The organism is Paenibacillus barengoltzii NBRC 101215, from assembly GCF_004000745.1.
In the GTDB taxonomy this organism is placed as follows: Bacteria; Bacillota; Bacilli; order Paenibacillales; family Paenibacillaceae; genus Fontibacillus; species Fontibacillus barengoltzii.
In genome coordinates this window covers 1-21,628 of record NZ_BILV01000094.1, presented here as the reverse complement: position 1 = coordinate 21,628, position 21,628 = coordinate 1, and the positions used below count along the sequence as shown (strand labels likewise).

Below are 21,628 nucleotides of genomic sequence, written 5' to 3'. Positions count from 1 at the left end.
CGCGGGCTCTTGTAAAAAGATGTATTGTTGTTTATAATATAATGGTTATTCTGATCGTGTTCATAGAGACAGCTATACTGGAACCCAAGAGCAAGACACCTTGAACATAGCTGCTTTAGTCGCGATTCGGTTTCAGTATTTAAAGTATATGTGAAATTTGGAGGGGAAGGCATAAAATGAAAGCAACTTGGGAAAAAATAGAGAAGAACCTCGGTGTCCTCGAGGTTGAGGTGGAGGCGGAACGCGTAGCCGCCGCACTGGATAAAGCTTTCCAAAAGGTTGTTAAGAAAGCAAGCGTACCTGGTTTCCGTAAAGGTAAAGTGCCTCGGCCGATCTTCGAAGCACGTTTTGGCGTGGAAAGCTTGTATCAAGATGCTATCGACATCTTGTTGCCTGAAGTGTACACGGAAGCGGTTGATCAAACGGACATTTTCCCGGTAGATCGTCCTGAAGTGGACATCGAGCAATTTGCAAAAGGACAACCTTTCAAGTTCAAAGCAAAAATCACGGTTAAACCTGAAGTGAAGCTTGGCGACTACAAAGGCGTAGAAGTTCCTGCTGTTAACGTTGAAGTCAGCGAAGAAGAGCTGAACAACGAGTTGGAGCGTCTGCAACAACGCCATGCTGAGCTCGTTGTCATCGACGAAGAGCCAGCGAAGAACGGCGACACCGTTGTGATCGACTTTGACGGTTCCGTAGATGGCGTGCCTTTCGAAGGCGGCAAAGCGGAACGCTATTCCCTGGAGCTTGGAAGCAACACCTTTATCCCAGGTTTCGAGGATCAAGTTGTAGGCATGGCTACCGGCGACTTCAAGGACGTTACGGTAACTTTCCCGGACACGTACCATGCAGAAGAGTTGGCTGGCAAAGAAGCTGTGTTCAAAGTCAAAGTTCACGAAATCAAACGCAAACAACTGCCTGAACTGGACGACGAGTTCGCGAAAGACGTTAGCGAATTTGATACGTTGGACGAGTTCAAAGAAGATCTGAAGAAACAGCTGGCAGCTCGCAAAGAGCAAGAAGCTAAAGCAGCCCGCGAAGGGGCTATCGTTGATAAAGTCGGCGAGAATGCGGAAGTTGAAATTCCGGAAGCGATGATCAAAGGCGAAGTTGAGAACATGGTTCGCGACTTCGACAACCGTCTGCGCGCACAAGGTATGAACTTGGATATGTTCCTGGGCTTCTCCGGTCAATCGGTGGACGACCTCAGAGCACAAATGCAAGGGGACGCTGAGAAACGCGTTCGCAACAACCTGGTGCTGGAAGCTATCGCAAAAGCCGAGAAGATCGAAGTTACTCAAGACGAAATCAACAAAGAGCTGAACGATATGGCGGAAGCTTACAAGCGTACGCCGGAAGAAATTCGCAACATCTTGGCAGCGAACGGTTCTTTGGGCAGCTTGAATGAGGAAATCCTGATCCGCAAGACAGTTCAGTTCTTGGTGGATAACAGCAAGGAAGTTCCGGCTGAACAAGCGGAAGCAAAAACCAAAGAAACGAAGCCAGCTGCAAAGAAATCGACGAAGAAGTCGACCAAAGCTGAAGCGAAAGCAGACGCTGACAAAACTGAAGCCGAAGAAGCCCAAGGCGAGGAATAATCTACTCCAGCCAGATCCCGCTTCTTTGTATACATCATGATAAAAGTTAGGGCACGTATGATAAAATGCGTGCCTTAATTTTTCATCTCCAGATGATACATTTATTTCCATCGCGCACGGGACAAGCCTAAGGTTATATAATGTGTAAAAACGAACATAAACTGTACTGGGCGAAAAATGACACGGGGCTTCGAACATGATAGAATGTTTTACGTAAGCGCAAGGGAAATTGAAAAGGAAAAGAGGTTGGTCGCATGAGTCTGGTACCTATGGTCGTAGAACAAACGAATCGAGGAGAACGGTCGTATGACATCTATTCGAGACTCCTTAAAGATCGCATTATTTTTCTCAGCAACGCAATTGATGATGAAGTTGCCAATCTCGTGATTGCCCAACTGTTGTTCTTGGCAGCTGAAGATCCTGAGAAAGATATTCACCTGTACATCAATTCTCCGGGGGGTTCTGTTACCGCGGGGATGGGTATATATGATACGATGCAATATATCAAGCCCGATGTGTCCACCATCTGTGTTGGGATGGCGGCCAGCATGGGATCATTGCTGCTAACAGCAGGGGCCCCTGGCAAACGTTATGCGCTTCCGAACAGCGAAGTGATGATTCACCAACCGCTTGGCGGCGTTCGCGGTCAGGCTACGGATATTAAAATTCATGCCGACTGGATCATCAAGACGAAGCAAAAGCTGAATCAGATTTATGTAGAGCGGACGGGTCAACCCCTTGAAAAAATCGAGCGCGATACAGACCGCGACTTCTTCATGAGCGCGGAAGAGGCTAAGGCCTATGGGATTATCGATCAGGTGATCTCCAAGCCCACTAATCTATAAAGGGGTGTTTACATGTTTAAGTTTAACGATGAAAAAGGCCAACTTAAATGCTCGTTCTGCGGCAAATCGCAAGAACAAGTACGCAAGCTGGTTGCCGGACCCGGCGTTTATATATGCGACGAATGCATTGAACTGTGCACGGAAATCGTGGAGGAGGAACTTGGCCATGAGGAAGAGCTGGATCTGAAGGAAATTCCGAAGCCAAAGGAAATCCGCGATATTTTGGACCAGTACGTCATCGGTCAGGAACAAGCGAAGAAATCGCTGTCCGTTGCAGTGTATAATCACTACAAGCGGATCAATACGCAGAACAAGATCGAGGATGTTGAACTGCAGAAGAGTAACATCCTGCTGTTAGGCCCTACCGGTTCGGGGAAAACACTCCTTGCCCAAACAATGGCCAAAATCTTGAACGTTCCATTTGCGATCGCCGATGCGACTTCCTTAACGGAAGCCGGCTATGTCGGTGAAGACGTAGAGAACATTCTGCTGAAACTGATTCAAGCTGCCGATTATGATGTGGAAAAAGCGGAACGCGGCATCATTTACATCGACGAGATCGATAAAGTGGCGCGTAAATCGGAGAATCCTTCGATTACCCGTGACGTCTCTGGCGAAGGCGTGCAGCAAGCGCTGTTGAAAATTTTGGAAGGTACAGTGGCTTCCGTTCCTCCGCAAGGCGGACGCAAACATCCGCATCAAGAATTTATCCAAATCGATACGACGAACATTTTGTTCATCTGCGGCGGGGCGTTTGACGGCCTGGAGCAAATGATCAAGCGTCGGATTGGTAAGAAGGTTATCGGGTTTAACGCGGCGAACGACGGGCAAAAAGAGCTCAAGCCGGGCGAATACCTGTCGATGGTATTGCCGGAGGACCTGCTGAAATTCGGATTGATTCCAGAATTCGTAGGCCGTCTGCCGGTCATCTCGACCCTCGAGCCGCTGGATGAGAAGACGCTGGTGCGCATTTTGTCCGAGCCGAAGAACGCTTTGGTGAAGCAATACCAGAAGCTGCTGGAGCTGGACAACGTGAACCTGCAGTTTGAACCGAAGGCGCTGGAAGCGATCGCTCGGGAAGCGATCAAGCGGAATACCGGAGCCCGCGGACTTCGCGCCATCATTGAAGGCATTATGCTTGACGTGATGTATGAAGTACCGTCCCGTGACGATATTACGGATTGCGTGATCACCGAGAAGGTCGTTTTGGAGAAGACGGTGCCGGAATTGGCTTCCAAGCCGAACAAGAAACAAGAAGAAAGCGCGTAAGCGGACAACCGCCGGGTGCGCTAAAATAAAGGTCAAGGTTCTCCACCTTTGCGGTTGTCATGCCCTCTATTTGGGACGCGCCCGCGGGGGTGGAGCTTTGATCGTTATGGGAGAGACCAGACATGACATTCTTGAGACAAGATACGCGGCCGGTTAAAGTCGGAAATCTGACGATCGGCGGCAGCAACGAAGTCATCATCCAAAGCATGTGTACGACAAAAACGGCAGATGTCGAGGCAACGGTGGCCGAGATCCTCCGGTTGGAGGAAGCGGGTTGCCAGCTGGTACGCGTGACGGTGAATAACGAGGAAGCGGCTGCGGCGATCAAGGAGATCAAGAAACGGATTCATATCCCGCTGGTCGCTGACATTCACTTTAACTACAAGCTGGCTTTGCTGGCGATCGAGAACGGCATCGATAAAGTCCGGATTAATCCGGGAAATATCGGTCGCCGGGAAAAGGTTGAAGCCGTGGTCAAAGCGTGCAAGGAACGCGGCATACCGATTCGGATTGGCGTGAACGCCGGTTCGCTGGAGAACCACCTATTGGAGAAATACGGCTACCCAACGCCTGAAGCAATGGTCGAAAGCGCCTTGTACCATATTGGAATCTTGGAAGATCTGGACTTCCATGACATTATCGTGTCGTTGAAGGCTTCAGACGTGCCAATGGCTATTGCAGCATACACCAAAGCGGCCGAGGTCATTCCTTACCCATTACATTTGGGCATTACGGAAGCCGGAACCTTGTTCTCCGGTACGGTCAAGAGCGCAGCCGGGATCGGCGCCCTCTTGTCGATGGGCATCGGTTCAACGGTACGGATTTCGCTGAGTGCGGATCCGGTCGAGGAAGTGAAGGTGGCGCGCGAACTGCTGAAGACGTTTGGATTGATCACGAATGCAGCGACGCTTGTCTCCTGTCCGACCTGCGGTCGGCTGGATATTGACCTGTTCTCCATCGCCAACGAGGTAGAGGCGTATATCGCCAACCTGAAGGTGCCGATTAAGGTATCCGTGCTTGGCTGTGCCGTCAACGGCCCGGGTGAAGCACGCGAAGCTGATATCGGGATCGCCGGGGCTCGCGGGGAAGGGTTACTGTTCCGTTATGGGGAAATGATCAGGAAAGTTCCGGAAGCCGAGCTGTTAAGCGAATTAAAGAAAGAAATTGACCATATCGTGGAGGTGTACGAAGCGACCGGAGAAATCCCGGGACGCAAGGAGCACCGGGCCCGTGTGAAGTCTTGATTGATAGATCCATACCGCAGTCTGCTTGGATGCAGGCTGCGGTTTTTTTGTTGACGAAGTAAGCGGCCCTAAGCCCCCTTTGCGCCTTTCACCTCTTGACCATATCCAATTGTAAAATCCTTGTTTTACCTTGGAGCGAAAAGGCTATACTACCAAGTATCAGTATAAGAGTGGGAGGCGTAACGCGTATGGATCTAAATGTTATCCTGATGGCGGTCCAAATGTTTTTTGCCGTCGTGATTGGGCTTTATTTCTGGAATCAACTGCGCAGTCAAAAAGGCAACCGGCTGGCGGTAGACCGGGAATCGCGCAAAGAAATGGAGAAATTGCGCAAGCTTAGGGCCGTCTCGCTCACCAAGCCGCTTGCGGAGCGTACCCGTCCGGCTTCGATGAACGACATCGTTGGGCAAAAGGACGGTTTGCGTGCGCTGAAAGCGGCGCTTTGCAGCGCCAACCCGCAGCATGTGATTATTTACGGTCCGCCGGGTGTAGGGAAGACGGCGGCAGCACGCGTTGTGATGGAGGAAGCGAAGAAAAATCCGGTATCTCCCTTTAAATCCGATGCCAAATTTGTTGAAATTGATGCAACGATCGCCCGCTTCGATGAGCGCGGCATCGCTGACCCGCTGATTGGTTCTGTGCATGATCCGATTTACCAAGGGGCGGGGGCGATGGGGGTTGCCGGCATTCCGCAGCCGAAGCCCGGTGCCGTAACGAAGGCGCATGGCGGGATCTTGTTTATTGATGAGATCGGTGAATTGCATTCGATCCAAATGAATAAACTGTTGAAGGTCTTAGAGGATCGCAAGGTGTTTTTGGAGAGCGCGTATTATAACTCTGAAGATTCCAACACACCGGCGTATATCCACGATATTTTCCAAAATGGCTTGCCGGCGGATTTCCGCTTGGTAGGTGCAACAACCCGCTCGCCGCAGGAGATCCCGGCAGCTTTACGCTCACGGTGCATGGAGATTTATTTCCGGCCCCTGTTGCCGGAGGAAATTGCCCAGATCGCAGAGGATGCGGTGAAGCGGATTGGCTTCCAACCATGTCCTGAAGCCGTTGAAGTGATCAAGAAATATGCGACGAACGGCCGGGAAGCCGTCAATATGGTGCAACTAGCTGCCGGTCTGGCCCTCACCGAGAAGCGCGATCATCTGCTGGCCTCGGATTTGGAATGGGTGGCGACGAGCAGTCAGCTGGCGCCGCGTCCGGATCGCAAAGTACCGGATCACCCTGCAGTTGGCGTCGTCAACGGCCTGGCCGTATACGGGGCAAACATGGGCACGCTGCTGGAGATTGAAGCGACGGCGGTCCCAGCCGAGAAAGGCAAAGGCACCTACAACATCACCGGTGTCGTAGACGAAGAGGAAATTGGCGGAGGCAGCCGAACGCTGCGCCGCAAGAGCATGGCCAAAGGTTCGGTGGAAAACGTCCTGACCGTCCTGCAGCGGATCGGTCTGAATCCGTCGAACTATCACCTTCATATCAATTTCCCGGGAGGCACCCCCATCGATGGTCCTTCCGCCGGGTTAGCTATCGCGACGGCAATCGCCTCAGCAATTAAGCAGGTGCCGGTGAACAATCAGATCGCCATGACCGGTGAACTGGGGATTCACGGCAAGGTGAAGCCGGTTGGCGGCGTCGTGGCGAAGGTGGAGGCGGCATTCCAAGCCGGCGCGACGACGGTGCTGATTCCGAAGGACAACTGGCAATCGTTGTTTGAAGGCTTGGAAGGCTTGCGGGTGATCCCGGTCGAGACGTTAGGTGAAGTGTTCCGCCACGTCTTTGGACCCGAGGCCGAGAAGAATCTGGAGCTGCCGATCGGCGGCGACCTGTTTGCTCCGGCAACAGCTCCCGCGCCTTTTCTGCACGCAGAGTCACCTTCACAAGGCGGGGCGATGTAAGCCGGGCCGGCAGAGGTTACTAAGCGTCATGCTCGTACACATTCCGGGGAGCGGCTGCTTGAGGCGGTCGCTCCTCGTTGGTGTTTTTATGTAACATTTGCTAAAATATCAATGAAATCAACAGAGAACGTTTGGAGGTGCATACGCGATGGGACCCCATAAATCCAAAGGCCGGCGATTCCCGCTGCTGCCGCTGCGTGGTCTGCTCGTCTATCCAAGCATGGTGCTGCACTTGGACGTGGGACGAGAGAAGTCGGTGAAAGCGCTGGAAAAAGCTATGGTCGAAGATAATCTGATTCTCCTCTGTTCTCAATCGGAAGTGAACATAGAAGAACCAACCCAAGAAGATATCTTTCGCATCGGCACCGTCGCAAAGGTGCGCCAGATGTTGAAACTGCCTAACGGCACGATTCGCGTGCTGGTGGAAGGCATGGAACGCGCTGAAATTATCGAATATTTGGATAATGACGAATATTATGAGGTTATCGCCGAAGAGCGTCCAGAGGAAGAAACGGTGGATCCGGAAGTGGACGCACTAATGCGTACGGTACTAACCCAATTCGAACATTATATCAATTTATCTAAGAAGGTCACGCCGGAGACGCTGGCAGCTGTATCAGACATTGAAGAAGCCGGGCGTTTGGCGGACGTCATCACCAGCCATTTGTCCTTGAAGATCAAGGATAAACAAGAAATTTTGGAAACCATCGATGTCCGCAAACGATTGGAGAAGCTGCTCGACATCTTAAATAATGAGCGCGAAGTGCTGGAACTGGAGCGCAAAATCAACCAACGCGTCAAGAAGCAGATGGAGAAGACGCAGAAGGAATATTATTTGCGCGAGCAGATGAAGGCGATCCAGAAGGAACTTGGCGAGAAGGAAGGCCGGGCCGGTGAAGCGGAAGAGCTGCGGGCGCAGCTCGAAGAGAAAGGGTTGCCTGAGAACGTTCGGGAGAAGGTCGAGAAGGAAATCGATCGCCTGGAGAAAATGCCAGCCAGCTCGGCAGAAGGCGGCGTTATCCGCAACTATGTGGACTGGCTGCTTAGTCTGCCGTGGAACAACAAGACGGAAGACGACCTTGACCTAGCCAAAGCGGAGCAAGTGCTAAATGAGGACCATTACGGCCTCGATAAGCCAAAGGAACGGGTGCTGGAATACTTGGCTGTGCAGAAGCTGGTCAAGAAGCTGAAAGGCCCCATCCTGTGCCTGGTCGGACCGCCAGGGGTCGGGAAAACGTCGCTGGCTCGCTCCATCGCCCGTTCGTTGGGACGCCAATTCGTCCGTATTTCGCTGGGCGGCGTGCGGGATGAAGCAGAGATTCGGGGACACCGCCGCACCTATGTCGGCGCGATGCCAGGAAGAATTATTCAAGGCATGAAAACGGCAGGCACGCTGAACCCGGTGTTCTTGCTGGATGAGATCGACAAGATGGCTTCGGATTTCCGCGGCGATCCTTCTGCGGCGTTGCTTGAGGTGTTGGATCCGGAACAAAACAATACATTCTCCGATCATTTTATTGAAGTTCCGTTTGATCTGTCCAACGTGATGTTCATTACGACTGCGAATGCGGTACATAATATTCCGCGGCCGCTGCTTGACCGGATGGAGACATTGTTTATTCCTGGTTACACAGAGCTGGAGAAGCTGCAGATCGCCAACCGTTACTTGCTGCCTAAGCAAAAACGCGAGCACGGGCTCGAGCCGGAACAGCTAGAGGTCGGCGAAGACGTGCTGCTGCAAGTGGTCCGCGAATATACCCGCGAATCTGGCGTGCGGAATCTGGAACAGCAAGTGGCTGCATTATGCCGCAAAGCGGCGAAGCAGATCGTGTCCGAGAACAAGGAGAAAATTATCATTACAGCGGACAATCTCAAGGACTTCCTTGGTCCGGCGAAATTCCGATATGGGGTGGCCGAACTGGAAGATCAGATTGGTACCGTCACGGGACTTGCCTGGACCGAGGTCGGCGGGGAGACGCTCGTCATCGAGGTGACCGTCGTACCGGGATCTGGGAAGTTGACGCTGACCGGTAAGCTGGGCGACGTGATGAAGGAATCGGCGCAAGCTGCCTTCAGCTATACTCGCTCCAAGGCGGCGGAGCTGGGGATTCCGCTGGATTTTCACGAGAAGAACGATATTCATATCCATATTCCCGAAGGAGCGATTCCGAAGGACGGTCCGTCGGCGGGCATTACGATTGCAACCGCGCTGATCTCAGCGTTGACGAACACCCACGTCTCGAAGGACGTCGCTATGACTGGCGAAATTACGCTGCGAGGTCGTGTACTGCCAATCGGCGGCTTGAAGGAGAAGTCACTTGCCGCGCATCGGGCGGGCTACCGTAAAGTCCTCATGCCGAAGGACAATGAGCGCGATCTGCGCGATATTCCGGACAGCGTGAAGGAGGACCTGGAGTTCGTACCGGTGTCACATATGGACCAAGTGCTCGAGCATGCGCTCGTCGAGCGTCCAGGGATGCACTAGCATGTTAAAGCGTGGCGCAGAGGTGCGTCAACGCTCAAGAGAGGAATTGAACGATGAAGGTAACCAAGGCTGAATTTATTATCAGCGCCGTTGGCCCCAATCAATATCCTGAGGACGCCTTGCCAGAGATCGCTCTGGCAGGGCGTTCCAATGTGGGCAAATCGTCGCTGATCAATCGGATGATTAACCGCAAAAACTTAGCGCGCACCAGCTCAACCCCCGGAAAAACGCAACATCTGAATTATTACCGGGTGAATGATCAGCTCTATTTTGTTGACGTACCAGGCTATGGGTATGCCAAAGTATCCAAGTCGCAACGCGAGGTCTGGGGTAAAATGATTGAGAAATACCTGCAGGAGCGGGAGACGCTGAAGCTGGTGCTGCAGATCATCGATCTGCGCCATCCGCCGACCAAGGACGACGAGCTGATGTACGACTGGCTGAAGGCGTACGAGCTTCCGGTCTGCGTCGTGGCCACCAAAGCCGACAAGGTACCGAAATCGCGTTGGCAGAAGCACCTGAAAATCATCAAGGAAGCGCTGGTGCTGCGGGGCGGGGATCCGTTGATCCTGTTCTCTTCGGAAGAGGGGATTGGCAAAGATGAGCTGTGGGCACAAATCGAGCGGTATGCGGGGCTGACGGAAGGAACCGAGGCTGCAAGCCTGGACACCTCCGATACAGAAAATGGGAAAAGCTAAGAATTCGGTGAATACGAAAGGGATTTGGAGCAGTTTCGGCAGGAAAGTGAGCATGCAGCGAAATTGTTCGGGTTAAAAACGGCTTAATGCCGTTTTTTCTGGAAAATGGCAAGAATTCACGTTTTGGCCGCTGAGCGTACGGTTGGAATCGTAGTGTATAATTATAATAAAGCGATGAAGAATTGAGGAGATTTGTATGGCTCAGCGGTTAGCCACAGAGTATGTCAATGCCAGTATGCGTTTAACGGAAGTCCAAATGTCGCAGTTTATTCACAAAGTCTACGATCCCCATGTGCGCCAGCGAGTCAAGGTGCTGGACAACGGCGGGCAAGAGGTCGTACTGGAGGATGATGGCGGCGAGGAAGTACATCTTCCATTTGAACGTGTTGACGGGTTCTATGTCTGTGAAATGTCTTTCCGCTTGGAAAAACCCCATTTAACCAACGTGATGAGACTGTTGTTCGCCGCCTTTAAAGGCTCCGGCATGGTCACCCGAATTTATAATGGATTCATGATGATGTATTATTATCAGGAAGGCCGGGTTCGCAAAATCGTCGAATATTCCCGGGATTCTTACAAGCTTGTGTTTGAATACAAGGATGCGGCGGCGGAGCTGCAGCAGATATATCGGAATAACGATATTGAGTTGGAGATCGCCCGGATCCGCAAGGACATCAATGCGCTGCTTGACCAGCGGTTTATCGCCGATGAGGCGGATGTGGAACGCATCGATAATGAGCTGCGTCAATGCTCGCGAAGACTGTTTGTGCTGGAGGCTTAAATCAAGATCATTAAGGCCCGACCACTGGTGTCACCAGAGTGAGGGCGACAACATAATGTACTAATGATAACTACCCTGTTACAGGGTAGTTTTTTTATGCCTGAACCGCGAACGGATGTAGGTTTTTGCTGAAAAAATAGGTTGCATTTGTCCGCAAGAGATGTTATTTTTAATCTCGTTGAAAAGAATATAGGAACCAGGATTCACTCAGGACATGGAGATGTTGCGAGAGATGTTTCCCTCGAGAAGTGAATGACGTAGGTCCTAGCGGATGAAATTTTTTCAAACATTTTATTCCTAGGAAGGGGGAGCCGAAAGATGGAATATTCAACTTTCGGAAGACACGTTGCGGTTGATGCTTGGGGAATCGACTATGAGGTGCTGAACAACGCCGGGTTGTTGGAAGCTCACTTGGTTGAAGCGGCGGAAGCTTGCGGAGCCACCATTTTGTCGATTCAGTCCAGACAGTTCGAACCGCAAGGAGCCACTGTGCTTGTGATGTTGTCGGAAAGCCACCTCTCGATTCACACGTATCCTGAGAGAGGGTTTGCTGCGATTGATTGTTACACCTGCGGGGAATTTGTAGATCCGCAGCTGGCAATTGATTACCTGGTGTCCGTCTTGAATCCGGAGAAAACGTACGCGAAGAAGCTGATTCGGGGCGTAGGCGAGCTGGAAGTAGCTGAAGCGGATTCGAATCGCGCTGAATTTGTTTAAGCTGGGTTAGAAATTCTAAAAAATTGGGAAAAATAACTTAACCATGGGTCATCCATGGTTATTTGTTTTGAATGAATGAAATTCATAAATAATTCATAAAAAACTCATAGAAATCCCAGGGGAGCCGAAGGCTACTGTGATATAATTAACATAGTTTGTTTGTGATACATGCTATAGATACTTCTTTCAAGGCAGGTGAACTTGCAATGCACATCGTCGTAGTTGGGTTAAACTATCGCACGGCGCCTGTGGAAGTCAGGGAACGCTTTTCTTTATCAGATACGGACATGCCGCAAGCGCTGCAGGAGCTCTTACGTACCAAGAGTGTATTGGAAGGCGTAATTATTGCCACCTGCAATCGTACGGAAATCTATGCCGTAGTTGATCAACTGCACATGTGCGGGTCCTTCGTTCGCAGTTTTATGGAACGCTGGTTTGGGGTTCCTCGCGAAGAATTTACCCGCCATTTATATATATATGAAGATGAACAAGCGATTCGCCATCTGTTCCGCGTTGCGTGTGGTCTGGATTCGATGGTGTTAGGGGAAACCCAAATTCTCGGCCAGGTCAAAAATGCGTTCTTGCTCTCGCAAAGGGAGAAATGCACCGGAACATGGTTTAATATGTTGTTTAAACAAGCGGTCACACTGGGCAAACGTGCCCATTCCGAAACCGCCATCGGGGAAAGTGCTGTTTCGATCAGCTATGCTGCCGTGGAGCTGGGCAAGCGGATATTTGGCAGCTTTGAAGGCAAACGCGTGCTGATCCTTGGCGCCGGCAAGATGAGTGAATTGACGGCCAAGCACTTGAGCGGTGCGGGTGCGGAAGAAGTGCTGGTGGCCAACCGGACCTTCGCCCGGGCTCAGGAGCTTGCTGCGAAGTTTCATGGCGTGCCGTGCACCATGCAGGAAGCGATGGAGCGGTTGGAAGAGGTGGACATTCTGATCAGCTCGACCGGTGCGGAAGGGTATGTGATCACTTCGGCGCAGGTTGCCCGCAGTATGAAGCGGCGAATGGACCGCCCGTTGTTTATGATCGATATCGCTGTGCCGCGGGATATCGAACCGGCAATCGGTGAGTTGGATCAGGTATTCCTATATGACATCGACGATCTCGAAGGTATCGTAGAGAGCAACATGGAGATGCGCCGCGCAGAAGCGGTCAAGATTGAATCGATGATCGAGGACGAAATCGCCGCCTTCGGAACATGGCTGCAGACGCTGGGGGTGAAGCCGGTCATTCGCGCGCTGCAGGAGAAGGCTTCTGACATTCACCAGAATACGTTGGACAGTCTCTTTAACAAGCTGCCGGAACTGGATGAACGGCAACGTAAGGTGATTCGTCGTCTCACCAAGAGCATTTTGAACCAAATGCTGCATGATCCGATTAATCGGATCAAGGAGCTGGCTGGCGAAAGTCAAGGCACGAAAGCGCTGGAGCTGTTTACGCAGATTTTTGCGCTGGAGGATCGTTTGGAAGAACAAGGAAACGGTCCTTCCGGATCCGGCGAGGAGATCTCTGCCTCTCGGGAAGCCCAAGAACGATTAGGGTCCCGGGCGTCTGAAGGGTTGGCAGGACTTGAAGACGAGCCCCCAAAACAGGTCCCCTTTGAGCCGGAACCTTCATTGCCGCTAGCGAAGGTGTCTGTATAACTGGATAAGTGAAACCGCGAGAACGCCCTGAGCCCTCTGCCGGATGCACCCGAATCATGGCTGATTCGACGCTGAAGCGGAGGGGGAAGGGCTTTTTTTTGAAGGGATGAACATGGAAAATTGCGGCAGGGTAAGGTATGCTAATAATCAGTTGAAGCAGGGGGGATGCGTCATACCTCATTATGTGCCTGTCCTATTAAATTTGGCCGGTCGTCGTTGTGTCGTGATTGGCGGCGGACCAGTAGCCGAACGGAAGGCGACGATGCTGGCAGAGGCCGGAGCGGTAACAGTGGTGATTAGTCCCACCGTAACGGAAGGCCTGCGGCGGCTCCATCAAGAGATGGCACAAGTAGAGTGGATCCAACGGGAGTATCGACAAGGGGATTTAGCCGGAGCGTTTCTTGCTTTTGCTGCGACCGATCGCCCGGAGGTAAACGCCGCTGTAGTCGCCGAAGCTGACGCAGAGGGCATCCCGATGAATGACGCGAGCGAAGGGTCGCGAGGCAGCATGATTACACCTGGCGTTTTGCGCCGCGGGAGTCTGGTTGTAGCCGTCTCCACCTCGGGGGCGGGACCTACGGCCGCACGGGAGCTGATCCGCGAGATTGATGAACAATTTGGCGAGGATTACGAGCGTTACATTGACTTTTTAAGCTCGGCACGGGCTTTTATTAAGGCGCGAATCGACGATCCCGTAAGACGGAAACGTCTGTTTCGGAAGTTGGCCGAGACCGATATATTGACCTTGATCCGGGAAGGAAGCTTTGAGCCGTGGAGCGAAGCAACGATGATCGCCTGGATTGAGGAACAGACGGAGGAATAAGCATGACGAAGCGAACGATAGTGGTGGGTACGAGACAAAGCCAGCTGGCGCTGACCCAGACGGGACAGGTTATCGACGATTTAAAAGCGATCTGCAAGGAGCACAACCTGCCTTTTGATTTTGAAATCCGCAAGATCGTAACCAAGGGTGACCGGATATTGGACGTGACGTTGTCCAAAGTAGGCGGCAAAGGACTATTCGTGAAGGAAATCGAGCAGGCGATGCTGAATGGAGATATCGATTTGGCGGTCCATAGTATGAAAGACATGCCTTCCGTGTTGCCGGACGGATTGATGAACGGTGCGGTGCCGCGTCGCGTTGATCCGAGAGATGCGTTGATATCAAGAGATGGATGGAGTCTTGACGAATTGCCGCAGGGGGCGAAGGTAGGGACGAGCAGCTTACGCCGTGCCAGTCAGCTGCGCGCTTATCGCCCGGATCTCGTGTTGGAGCCCATTCGCGGCAATATCGATTCCCGGTTGCGCAAGCTGGAGGAGGAAGGTTTTGACGCGATCATTTTGGCTGCGGCGGGATTATTTCGCATGGGCTGGGAACATCGGATTACGGCATTTCTTCCCGCAGAGGTCTGCCTGCCAGCTGTAGGTCAAGGCGCGCTTGGCATCGAATGCCGCGAGGATGATGAAGAGGTGCGCCGTCTCTTGTCCTTATACAATGATCCGGACACGGCGGTGACGGTGGCTGCAGAGCGCCGATTCCTTGGCGTGCTAAATGGCGGCTGTCAGGTTCCGATTGGAGCGTATGCGACGTTGTTGCCAGAGGAAGGGACAAGCGGGGAAACTGGTCGTCCGCGTTTGCGGTTGACGGGGATGGTTGGTTCGGCGGACGGAACGACGATTTTGAAGGAAAGTGCCGAGGGATCAGATCCGGTCGAGCTGGGAGAGCAGCTTGCCGGCCGCCTGATCTCGATGGGAGCGGCTGCATTATTACAAGAAACCGGGGAGTGAACGAATATGGCTGGTAAGGTGTATCTGGTTGGCGCAGGCCCTGGAGATGCGCGATTGATTACGCTGAAAGGGCTTGATTGTCTGGAGAAGGGCGACGTGATCGTCTACGATCGTCTGGCCAATCCCAGCCTGCTGCGAAGAACGAAGCCCGGAGCAGAGAAAATCTATGTCGGGAAACGAACCGACCGTCACACGATGAAGCAAGAGCATATCAACCAGCTGTTAGTTGATTTGGCGTTAGAGGGGAAGACCGTCGTTCGCTTAAAAGGCGGCGATCCGACAATCTTCGGCCGCGTTGGGGAGGAGGCGGAGTTGCTGCGGCAGCACGGGATTCCTTACGAAATTGTGCCGGGGATTACGGCGGCCATTTCGGTGCCGGCTTATGCCGGTATTCCTGTCACCCACCGGGATATAGCTTCCTCAGTGTCAATCATTACGGGGCGTGAAACCCCGGATAAGCTGGATCAGTCCATTGACTGGGAGAAGGTGACCAATGCGACTGGCACCCTGGTGTTTATGATGGGCGTAGCCAATATTGGTCATATCAGCAGACAGCTGATCCATTACGGACGCCCGCCCGAAACGCCAGTTGCGCTGATTCGCTGGGGAACGAGAGCCGAACAGGAGACGCTGGTTGGGACGTTGGCGGATATTGAGCAAAAGGTACGCGAAGCCGACTTCAAGCCGCCGGCCGTCACGGTCGTTGGCGAGGTCGTGGCTCAACGGGAGCAGCTGATGTGGGCGGAATCGTTGCCGTTGTTCGGCAAGCGAATTCTCGTCACTCGTTCGCGCTCGCAAGCCAGTGAATTGGTGCGCGGCATCGAGGAGCTTGGCGGCGAGCCTTACGAGTTCCCTGTTATCGACATCGTGATGCCGGAAGGCGAGGATCTGGCTGGCACGGACGAAGCGCTCCATCAGCTCGAGCAGTACGATTGGGTGTTCTTCACGAGCGTGAATGGCGTGGAGTATTTCTTCTCGCATCTGGAGAGACTGGGGGAAGATGTCCGAGGGTTGCATAAAGCTAGAATTGCTGCCGTAGGGCCGGCGACGCAGGCGGCGTTGCGCCAACGCGGAATTGCGGCGGAGGGCTTGCCTGGCAAGTTTCAGGCTGAGGGCCTAATGGAAGCGTACGGCAGCGAGTTGAAGCCCGGACAGCACGTGCTGTTGCCGCGCGGCGATCTGGCTCGCGCGTGGTTGCCTGCTGCCTTGCGCGAGAAAGGCTTGACCGTCACCGAGGCGGTGATGTACCGGACGGTGCCAGCCGGGGAGACGGATGACGAGCTGTTGAAGCTGCTCGAGAAAGGCCGGATCCACGCCGTCACCTTTACCAGCTCGTCCACGGTAACGAATCTGTTGGCTGCGCTGAGCGGCATGGGGGTGGCCGATCCGGTCGCTGCCCTGCAAGGCGTGGACATCGCCTGCATCGGGCCGGTTACGGCAAAGACGGCGGAGGATGCCGGCTTGCGGGTATCAATACTTGCGGAAGAAGCAACGATCGACAGCTTGATCCAAGCGCTCTGTGACTGGAAAACGCGGACGGCGTCGGCGAAGTGAGTTTTGTTGGTTAAGGTTAACACGGGGCTTCACCCTGTGCTGCATACTTAGGAGGGAATTAAATATGAATTTTCCAATCGTAAGACATCGCCGGCTGCGTCAGTCGGCTGCGATTCGCGGGATGGTACGTGAAACTGTCCTGACGGTGGACGACTTGATTCAACCGATCTTTGTCACTTATGGTAAAGGCGTCAAAAATGAGATTTCTTCGATGCCTGGCGTGTTTCATTTTTCGTTGGATACGCTGGAAGAGGAAGTTAAAGAAATCGTTGATTTAGGTATTCCGGCAGTTCTGCTGTTCGGCATTCCGGAAACGAAGGACAGCGTAGGCACCTCGGCTTATGCGGAGGACGGGATCGTACAAGAAGCGACGCGGATCATCAAATCGCGGTATCCGGATCTGCTGGTCGTAGCCGACACTTGCCTATGTGAATTCACAGATCATGGCCATTGCGGGATGGTACATACGTTTGAACGCGACGGGCATGTCTGCGGCGACGTGATGAACGACGAATCGCTGGAGCTGCTGGTGAAGACTGCTGTCTCCCAAGCGCGTGCTGGTGCGGACATTATCGCTCCGTCCAATATGATGGACGGTTTTGTACAAGCGATTCGTGCTGGGCTTGATGAAGCGGGTTATAGCCATGTGCCGATTATGTCGTATTCTGTTAAATACGCGTCTTCTTTCTACGGGCCGTTTCGTGAAGCGGCGGACTCCGCGCCGCAGTTCGGTGACCGGAAGACTTATCAAATGGACCCGGCTAACGCCCGCGAGGCTTTACGGGAAGCGGAATCTGACGTGCTGGAAGGCGCGGATATGCTGATGGTGAAGCCGGCTTTGGCTTTTATGGATATTTTGCGGATGCTGCGGGATCAATTTGATCTTCCGCTGGTCGCATACAACGTAAGCGGAGAGTATTCGATGGTGAAGGCAGCGGCTCAGCAAGGCTGGATTAACGAGCGGGCCATCGTTACTGAGATGCTGCTAGGCATGAAACGGGCGGGTGCGGATATCATCATCACGTATTTCGCCAAGGATATGGCACGTTGGCTGCGCGAGAAGCAGTAAACCTAGAACCGAGAACGGGGTTTAAACAGTTAAGGAGGGGTATCGATGAGCAAGGACATGATTGGCCGGCGGGGTGAAGAACGATCGCGCCTGGCTTTCGAAGAAGCGAAGCAGGTCTTGCCCGGCGGCGTCAACAGCCCGGTGCGGGCGTTTAAATCCGTTGGGTTGACGCCGATGTATATCGAACGCGGGGAAGGATCCCGAATTTACGATATCGACGGCAACAGCTTTATCGATTATGTGGGCTCCTGGGGGCCGTTGATTATGGGCCACGCTCATCCAGAGGTGGTGCGTGCGTTGCAGGAGACGGCTGCGAAAGGGACGAGCTTTGGAGCGCCAACGCTGCTGGAGACGCAAATGGCCAAGCTGGTTGCGGAACGGGTACCGTCGATTGACGTGGTGCGAATGGTAAACTCGGGAACGGAAGCAACGATGAGTGCGATTCGTCTGGCACGGGGATATACAGGCCGCAGCAAAATCATGAAATTCGAAGGCTCCTATCACGGCCATGCCGACAGTTTGTTGATTAAAGCAGGCTCTGGCGTAGCGACGCTGGGATTGCCGGACAGTCCAGGCGTGCCTGAAGGCGTTGCCTCCAACACGATTGCGGTGCCTTATAACGACTTGGCTTCGGTGGAGCTTGCATTTGAACGCTTTGGCGAAGAGATTGCCGGCGTCATCGTCGAGCCGGTAGCCGGGAACATGGGCGTTGTGCCGCCGTTGCCGGGATTCCTGGAAGGTCTGCGCCGGATTACCGAGCAGTACGGCAGCTTGCTCATTTTTGACGAGGTCATGACGGGCTTCCGCGTAGGTCTCAATTGTGCACAGGGGCGCTTTGGCGTGACGCCGGACTTAACTTGCCTTGGCAAGGTCATCGGCGGCGGTCTGCCGGTGGGAGCGTACGGCGGAAAACGCGAGATCATGGAGCAAATCGCACCAAGCGGGCCGATTTATCAGGCCGGGACGCTGAGCGGCAACCCGCTGGCGATGGTAGCAGGTTACACGACGCTGTCGCTGCTTACTCCGGAGGTGTACGACCGTCTGGAACGGTTGTCGGCGAAGCTGGAGGAAGGCTTTACGCGCAATGCCAAGGAAAAAGGGATTCCGTGTACGATTAACCGCGTAGGTTCGATGATTTGTCCGTTTTTTACCGAAGAGAAGGTCATCAATTACGAAACGGCAAAAACAAGCGACCTCGACCTGTTCCGCCGTTACTTCGCGGCGTTGCTTGAGCAAGGCATCAACGTAGCGCCTTCGCAGTTCGAAGGGATGTTCGTTTCGGGCGTGCATACCGATGAGGACATTGAGCTGACGATCGAAGCGCATCGCTTGGCGCTGCAAAAGCTGTGAGCGGTAAGCTAACCTGGACGCGGCGCGGCGACTGGCTCGAGCTGATGCCAGGCAAGCTGCCTGTACGTGAGGGGCAAGACCGCCTGGATGCGGCGATGGTATGGCTGGAGGAGGGGCTGCAGGCTCCTCCCAAGCTGCTGCGCCGGCTGCGGGCGGAAGGCGGCATCAAGCTTGCCGGGGATCGGTTAAGGCTGTTGGCTTTTCCGGCCAGGGCCTCCCAATATGCTCCGGTTGAGGCAGAGGTTTCGCTTTTATATGAGGATGATTTTTGCCTTGTCGTGCACAAGCCGGCAGGGCTTAAAGTCCATCCCGATGGCCATGAGGGGGACGCTTCCCGCAGGAATTCTGCTCCGCCAGACACCCTTGCCAACCGCGTGGCGGGATGGTACGCGGGTCTCGGTCAGCCGATTGCCGCGGCGCATATTCACCGATTAGACGAGTATACGTCAGGACCGGTGTTGTTCGCCAAGAACGAATACGCCCATTTGAAGCTGGATGAAGCGATGAGCCGCAAGGAGATCGGACGAACGTACATCGCGTTTGTACAAGGCGTGGTCAGTCCTGCGCTTAAAGTGATCGATCAGCCGATCGGTCGGGATCGCCACCATAACCAGCGGCGCCGGGTGTCCCCAACGGGCAAACCGGCGATCACCCATGTGGAATTGCTGGAGGTATACCCCAAACACGAGGTGAGCCTTGTTCGGTTGACCCTGGAGACCGGTCGCACGCATCAAATTCGCGTTCACTTGAGCGCGGCGGGCCATCCGCTCGTAGGGGATGCGCTGTATGGCGGCAGCACGAAGTGGATGCCTTATCAAGCGCTACATGGGGAGCGACTGGTGTTCCCGCACCCGCTCACCGGAGAAACGGTGGAGCTGGACGATCCTTGGCCGTCGGCCATGATCCAGCTGAGAGATCGCTTTCGTTGACTAGCCGGGCTGTCTGATGGCAGCCTGGCTTATTTTTTTTACCTAATGTGAGAAGGTCTGTACCCTCCAATCGGCAAAAAGCTGGCATGCACTCTCTTTTGTAGCATATAGATTAAACGAGGATGATTTGGATCAAGATTCATCGATTTCTAAATCAGGTTTGGATATGCTGAAAGGAGGTAACGAGTTGGCTGATCAATCCTATGGTCTCAGGTTTGATATTTATGAGCGGATACATCTTTCTGAAGATGTGATCGGCATTGAAGAGCTGGAGGAGATCGAGCTCTATCCGAAAATCCAGGTGATTCCCGGGGAGGAGTATGCCGCGCTGCGCGGCCATTTGCTGTTGTCGGGGGTGTATCGGGGAGAAGGAGAAACGCAGAAGCTGGAACATTATATTCCAGTCGAAATTACGATACCGCTAAGCCGGGTGAACCGGTTGGAGGATATCACGGTTGAAATTGAAAACTTCGATGTTGACCTGCTTAGCTCGCGCAGCTTGAATATTACAGGGGTCTTGTCGCTTCAAGGGGTGGAGACTACTACCCTCGTGTCCGAGCAAGATGCATGGAAAGATCGCGAGTTTACGACTGCCCATGTCGTACCGGATCTGCGAGAGGATGAACCGGAAGCCGAATCGAATTTCAGCGCGGAGGAATCGGAGGATTACGCTTCGGCGGTGACCGAGCCTGAATCGATCCCGGCAGCGCCATTGCTGACGGAAGAAGTGCGCCAAGAGTCGGAGCCGACGTTCTCGTGGAATTCGTTAATCCGCGATACGACAGACGAAGAGTCTCAGCCGGAGCCGGAACTCGAGCTGCAGCAAGAGGAGCAGGATGAAGAGCCACAGCCCATTCCGCAATTTGCTTCATGGCAGGCGTTTCCGGATGAAGTCCTTACCGCGCAAAAACGAAGTGCGGACGAGCCGCAGGAATCCGCCGCCTGGAGAGAGGATGTCCCTGCATTCCAGGAAGCTGGTCCTTGGGCGGACAAGGAATCTGAATCGGATTTTGACGCTGCTGCAGAGGTTTTTGCTGACCAGACAGAGGAGTTGGATGCAGGCGCAACATTTGAGGAGGAGATTCGCCCATTCGCGGAATCCGCGCCAATTGAACGTGCGAGTGAAGCTGTAGAGGCGGAATATGCTGAACCGGAACGGGCTTCGGATAGGGTTGGCGAAGAAGTCGCTGCCGTGTCAAACGATACGGCGAACGAACCTGTTTTGGAGGCGAATGCGGAGGTTGAAGCGGACCAAGTTGTACCTGCCCAACCAGAAGAGAAGAAGGAAATGAAGATTGCGTTGGGGGCCAAAAAAGGGGATGACGAGGGAGATCGAGACAACTTTGGCTTAACGAAGTTGATTTCCTCTTCGGCCCGGCCTGCTCAGGAACCGCAGGAGGAAGCTTCGGATCAGGCGAGCCTGGACGACAGCAGAGACCAAGGTGAGGGTGAGGAGCTGCGGTGGAAGAACCTGTTCATCAGCAATGAGGATCAAAATCCCTTCCGCAAAGTGCGCCTCGTGATCGTGCAGCGTGAAGAGACGCTGGATGATATCGCCCAACGCTACCACCTGAGTACGCGGGAGTTGCAGCTGTACAACCGGCTGTCCGAGCATCAGGTGAATGAAGGGCAAGTTTTGTACATTCCGTGAGGACCATCCCGTGAAATCAGGCGGATTGCGTGTCAACTCATATAAAAATGTTACCGAAGGATAATGGTTCACTCACGTAATTTTGTTACCC

General features: G+C 53.5%; 17 protein-coding genes. All 17 read left to right on the top strand.

The window, feature by feature from the left end; all coding sequences use genetic code 11:
- Window positions 1-176 precede the first annotated feature (176 nt).
- The 17 genes from tig to PBA01S_RS20135 all read left to right on the top strand — a co-directional run bounded on the left by tig (window position 177) and on the right by PBA01S_RS20135 (window position 21,537).
- Window positions 177-1,598, top strand: a complete 1,422-nt coding sequence (gene tig, locus PBA01S_RS20215) for a trigger factor (RefSeq protein WP_028539251.1) — start codon at window positions 177-179, stop codon at window positions 1,596-1,598.
- A 254-nt stretch (window positions 1,599-1,852) separates the two neighbouring features.
- Window positions 1,853-2,443 carry an ATP-dependent Clp endopeptidase proteolytic subunit ClpP gene (gene clpP / locus PBA01S_RS20210; protein ID WP_016311099.1) on the top strand — a complete coding sequence of 197 codons (591 nt, stop codon included), beginning with the start codon at window positions 1,853-1,855 and terminating at the stop codon, window positions 2,441-2,443.
- 12 nt (window positions 2,444-2,455) lie between these two features.
- Window positions 2,456-3,712, top strand: a complete 1,257-nt coding sequence (gene clpX, locus PBA01S_RS20205) for an ATP-dependent protease ATP-binding subunit ClpX (RefSeq protein ID WP_009225148.1) — start codon at window positions 2,456-2,458, stop codon at window positions 3,710-3,712.
- A gap of 122 nt (window positions 3,713-3,834) precedes the next feature.
- Window positions 3,835-4,956 (top strand): flavodoxin-dependent (E)-4-hydroxy-3-methylbut-2-enyl-diphosphate synthase, encoded by a 1,122-nt coding sequence (gene ispG, locus PBA01S_RS20200; RefSeq protein ID WP_009225149.1) that lies wholly within the window; start codon window positions 3,835-3,837, stop codon window positions 4,954-4,956.
- Between the two features lie 188 nt (window positions 4,957-5,144).
- The gene (lonB, locus tag PBA01S_RS20195; RefSeq protein ID WP_028539252.1) at window positions 5,145-6,863 is read left to right on the top strand and encodes an ATP-dependent protease LonB; all 1,719 of its coding nucleotides are present in this window, start codon (window positions 5,145-5,147) and stop codon (window positions 6,861-6,863) included.
- A gap of 148 nt (window positions 6,864-7,011) precedes the next feature.
- Window positions 7,012-9,348, top strand: a complete 2,337-nt coding sequence (gene lon / locus PBA01S_RS20190; RefSeq protein ID WP_028539253.1) for an endopeptidase La — start codon at window positions 7,012-7,014, stop codon at window positions 9,346-9,348.
- Between the two features lie 53 nt (window positions 9,349-9,401).
- Window positions 9,402-10,046, top strand: coding sequence for a ribosome biogenesis GTP-binding protein YihA/YsxC (gene yihA / locus PBA01S_RS20185; RefSeq protein ID WP_085279357.1), 645 nt, complete (start codon window positions 9,402-9,404; stop codon window positions 10,044-10,046).
- Window positions 10,047-10,242: 196 nt separating this feature from the next.
- Window positions 10,243-10,827 (top strand): hypothetical protein, encoded by a 585-nt coding sequence (locus PBA01S_RS20180; RefSeq protein ID WP_016311103.1) that lies wholly within the window; start codon window positions 10,243-10,245, stop codon window positions 10,825-10,827.
- A gap of 318 nt (window positions 10,828-11,145) precedes the next feature.
- A complete protein-coding gene (speD, locus tag PBA01S_RS20175) occupies window positions 11,146-11,544 on the top strand; it encodes an adenosylmethionine decarboxylase (RefSeq protein ID WP_016311104.1) in 399 nt (132 codons plus the stop codon).
- 206 nt (window positions 11,545-11,750) lie between these two features.
- Window positions 11,751-13,196, top strand: a complete 1,446-nt coding sequence (gene hemA / locus PBA01S_RS20170) for a glutamyl-tRNA reductase (RefSeq protein WP_028539255.1) — start codon at window positions 11,751-11,753, stop codon at window positions 13,194-13,196.
- A 112-nt stretch (window positions 13,197-13,308) separates the two neighbouring features.
- Complete coding sequence (locus tag PBA01S_RS20165) at window positions 13,309-14,019, top strand: precorrin-2 dehydrogenase/sirohydrochlorin ferrochelatase family protein (protein ID WP_255315401.1); 711 nt, start codon at window positions 13,309-13,311, stop codon at window positions 14,017-14,019.
- Between the two features lie 2 nt (window positions 14,020-14,021).
- The gene (hemC, locus tag PBA01S_RS20160; protein WP_127576604.1) at window positions 14,022-14,984 is read left to right on the top strand and encodes a hydroxymethylbilane synthase; all 963 of its coding nucleotides are present in this window, start codon (window positions 14,022-14,024) and stop codon (window positions 14,982-14,984) included.
- 6 nt (window positions 14,985-14,990) lie between these two features.
- Window positions 14,991-16,538, top strand: coding sequence for a uroporphyrinogen-III C-methyltransferase (gene cobA, locus PBA01S_RS20155; protein WP_127576603.1), 1,548 nt, complete (start codon window positions 14,991-14,993; stop codon window positions 16,536-16,538).
- 64 nt (window positions 16,539-16,602) lie between these two features.
- A complete protein-coding gene (gene hemB / locus PBA01S_RS20150) occupies window positions 16,603-17,607 on the top strand; it encodes a porphobilinogen synthase (RefSeq protein WP_016311109.1) in 1,005 nt (334 codons plus the stop codon).
- A gap of 45 nt (window positions 17,608-17,652) precedes the next feature.
- Window positions 17,653-18,957, top strand: coding sequence for a glutamate-1-semialdehyde 2,1-aminomutase (gene hemL / locus PBA01S_RS20145; protein ID WP_016311110.1), 1,305 nt, complete (start codon window positions 17,653-17,655; stop codon window positions 18,955-18,957).
- Window positions 18,954-19,886 carry an RluA family pseudouridine synthase gene (locus PBA01S_RS20140; protein ID WP_127576602.1) on the top strand — a complete coding sequence of 311 codons (933 nt, stop codon included), beginning with the start codon at window positions 18,954-18,956 and terminating at the stop codon, window positions 19,884-19,886. Before hemL ends, PBA01S_RS20140 begins: the two co-directional genes overlap by 4 nt.
- A 187-nt stretch (window positions 19,887-20,073) precedes the next feature.
- A complete protein-coding gene (locus PBA01S_RS20135) occupies window positions 20,074-21,537 on the top strand; it encodes a LysM peptidoglycan-binding domain-containing protein (protein ID WP_127576601.1) in 1,464 nt (487 codons plus the stop codon).
- The last annotated feature ends 91 nt before the right edge of the window (window positions 21,538-21,628 follow it).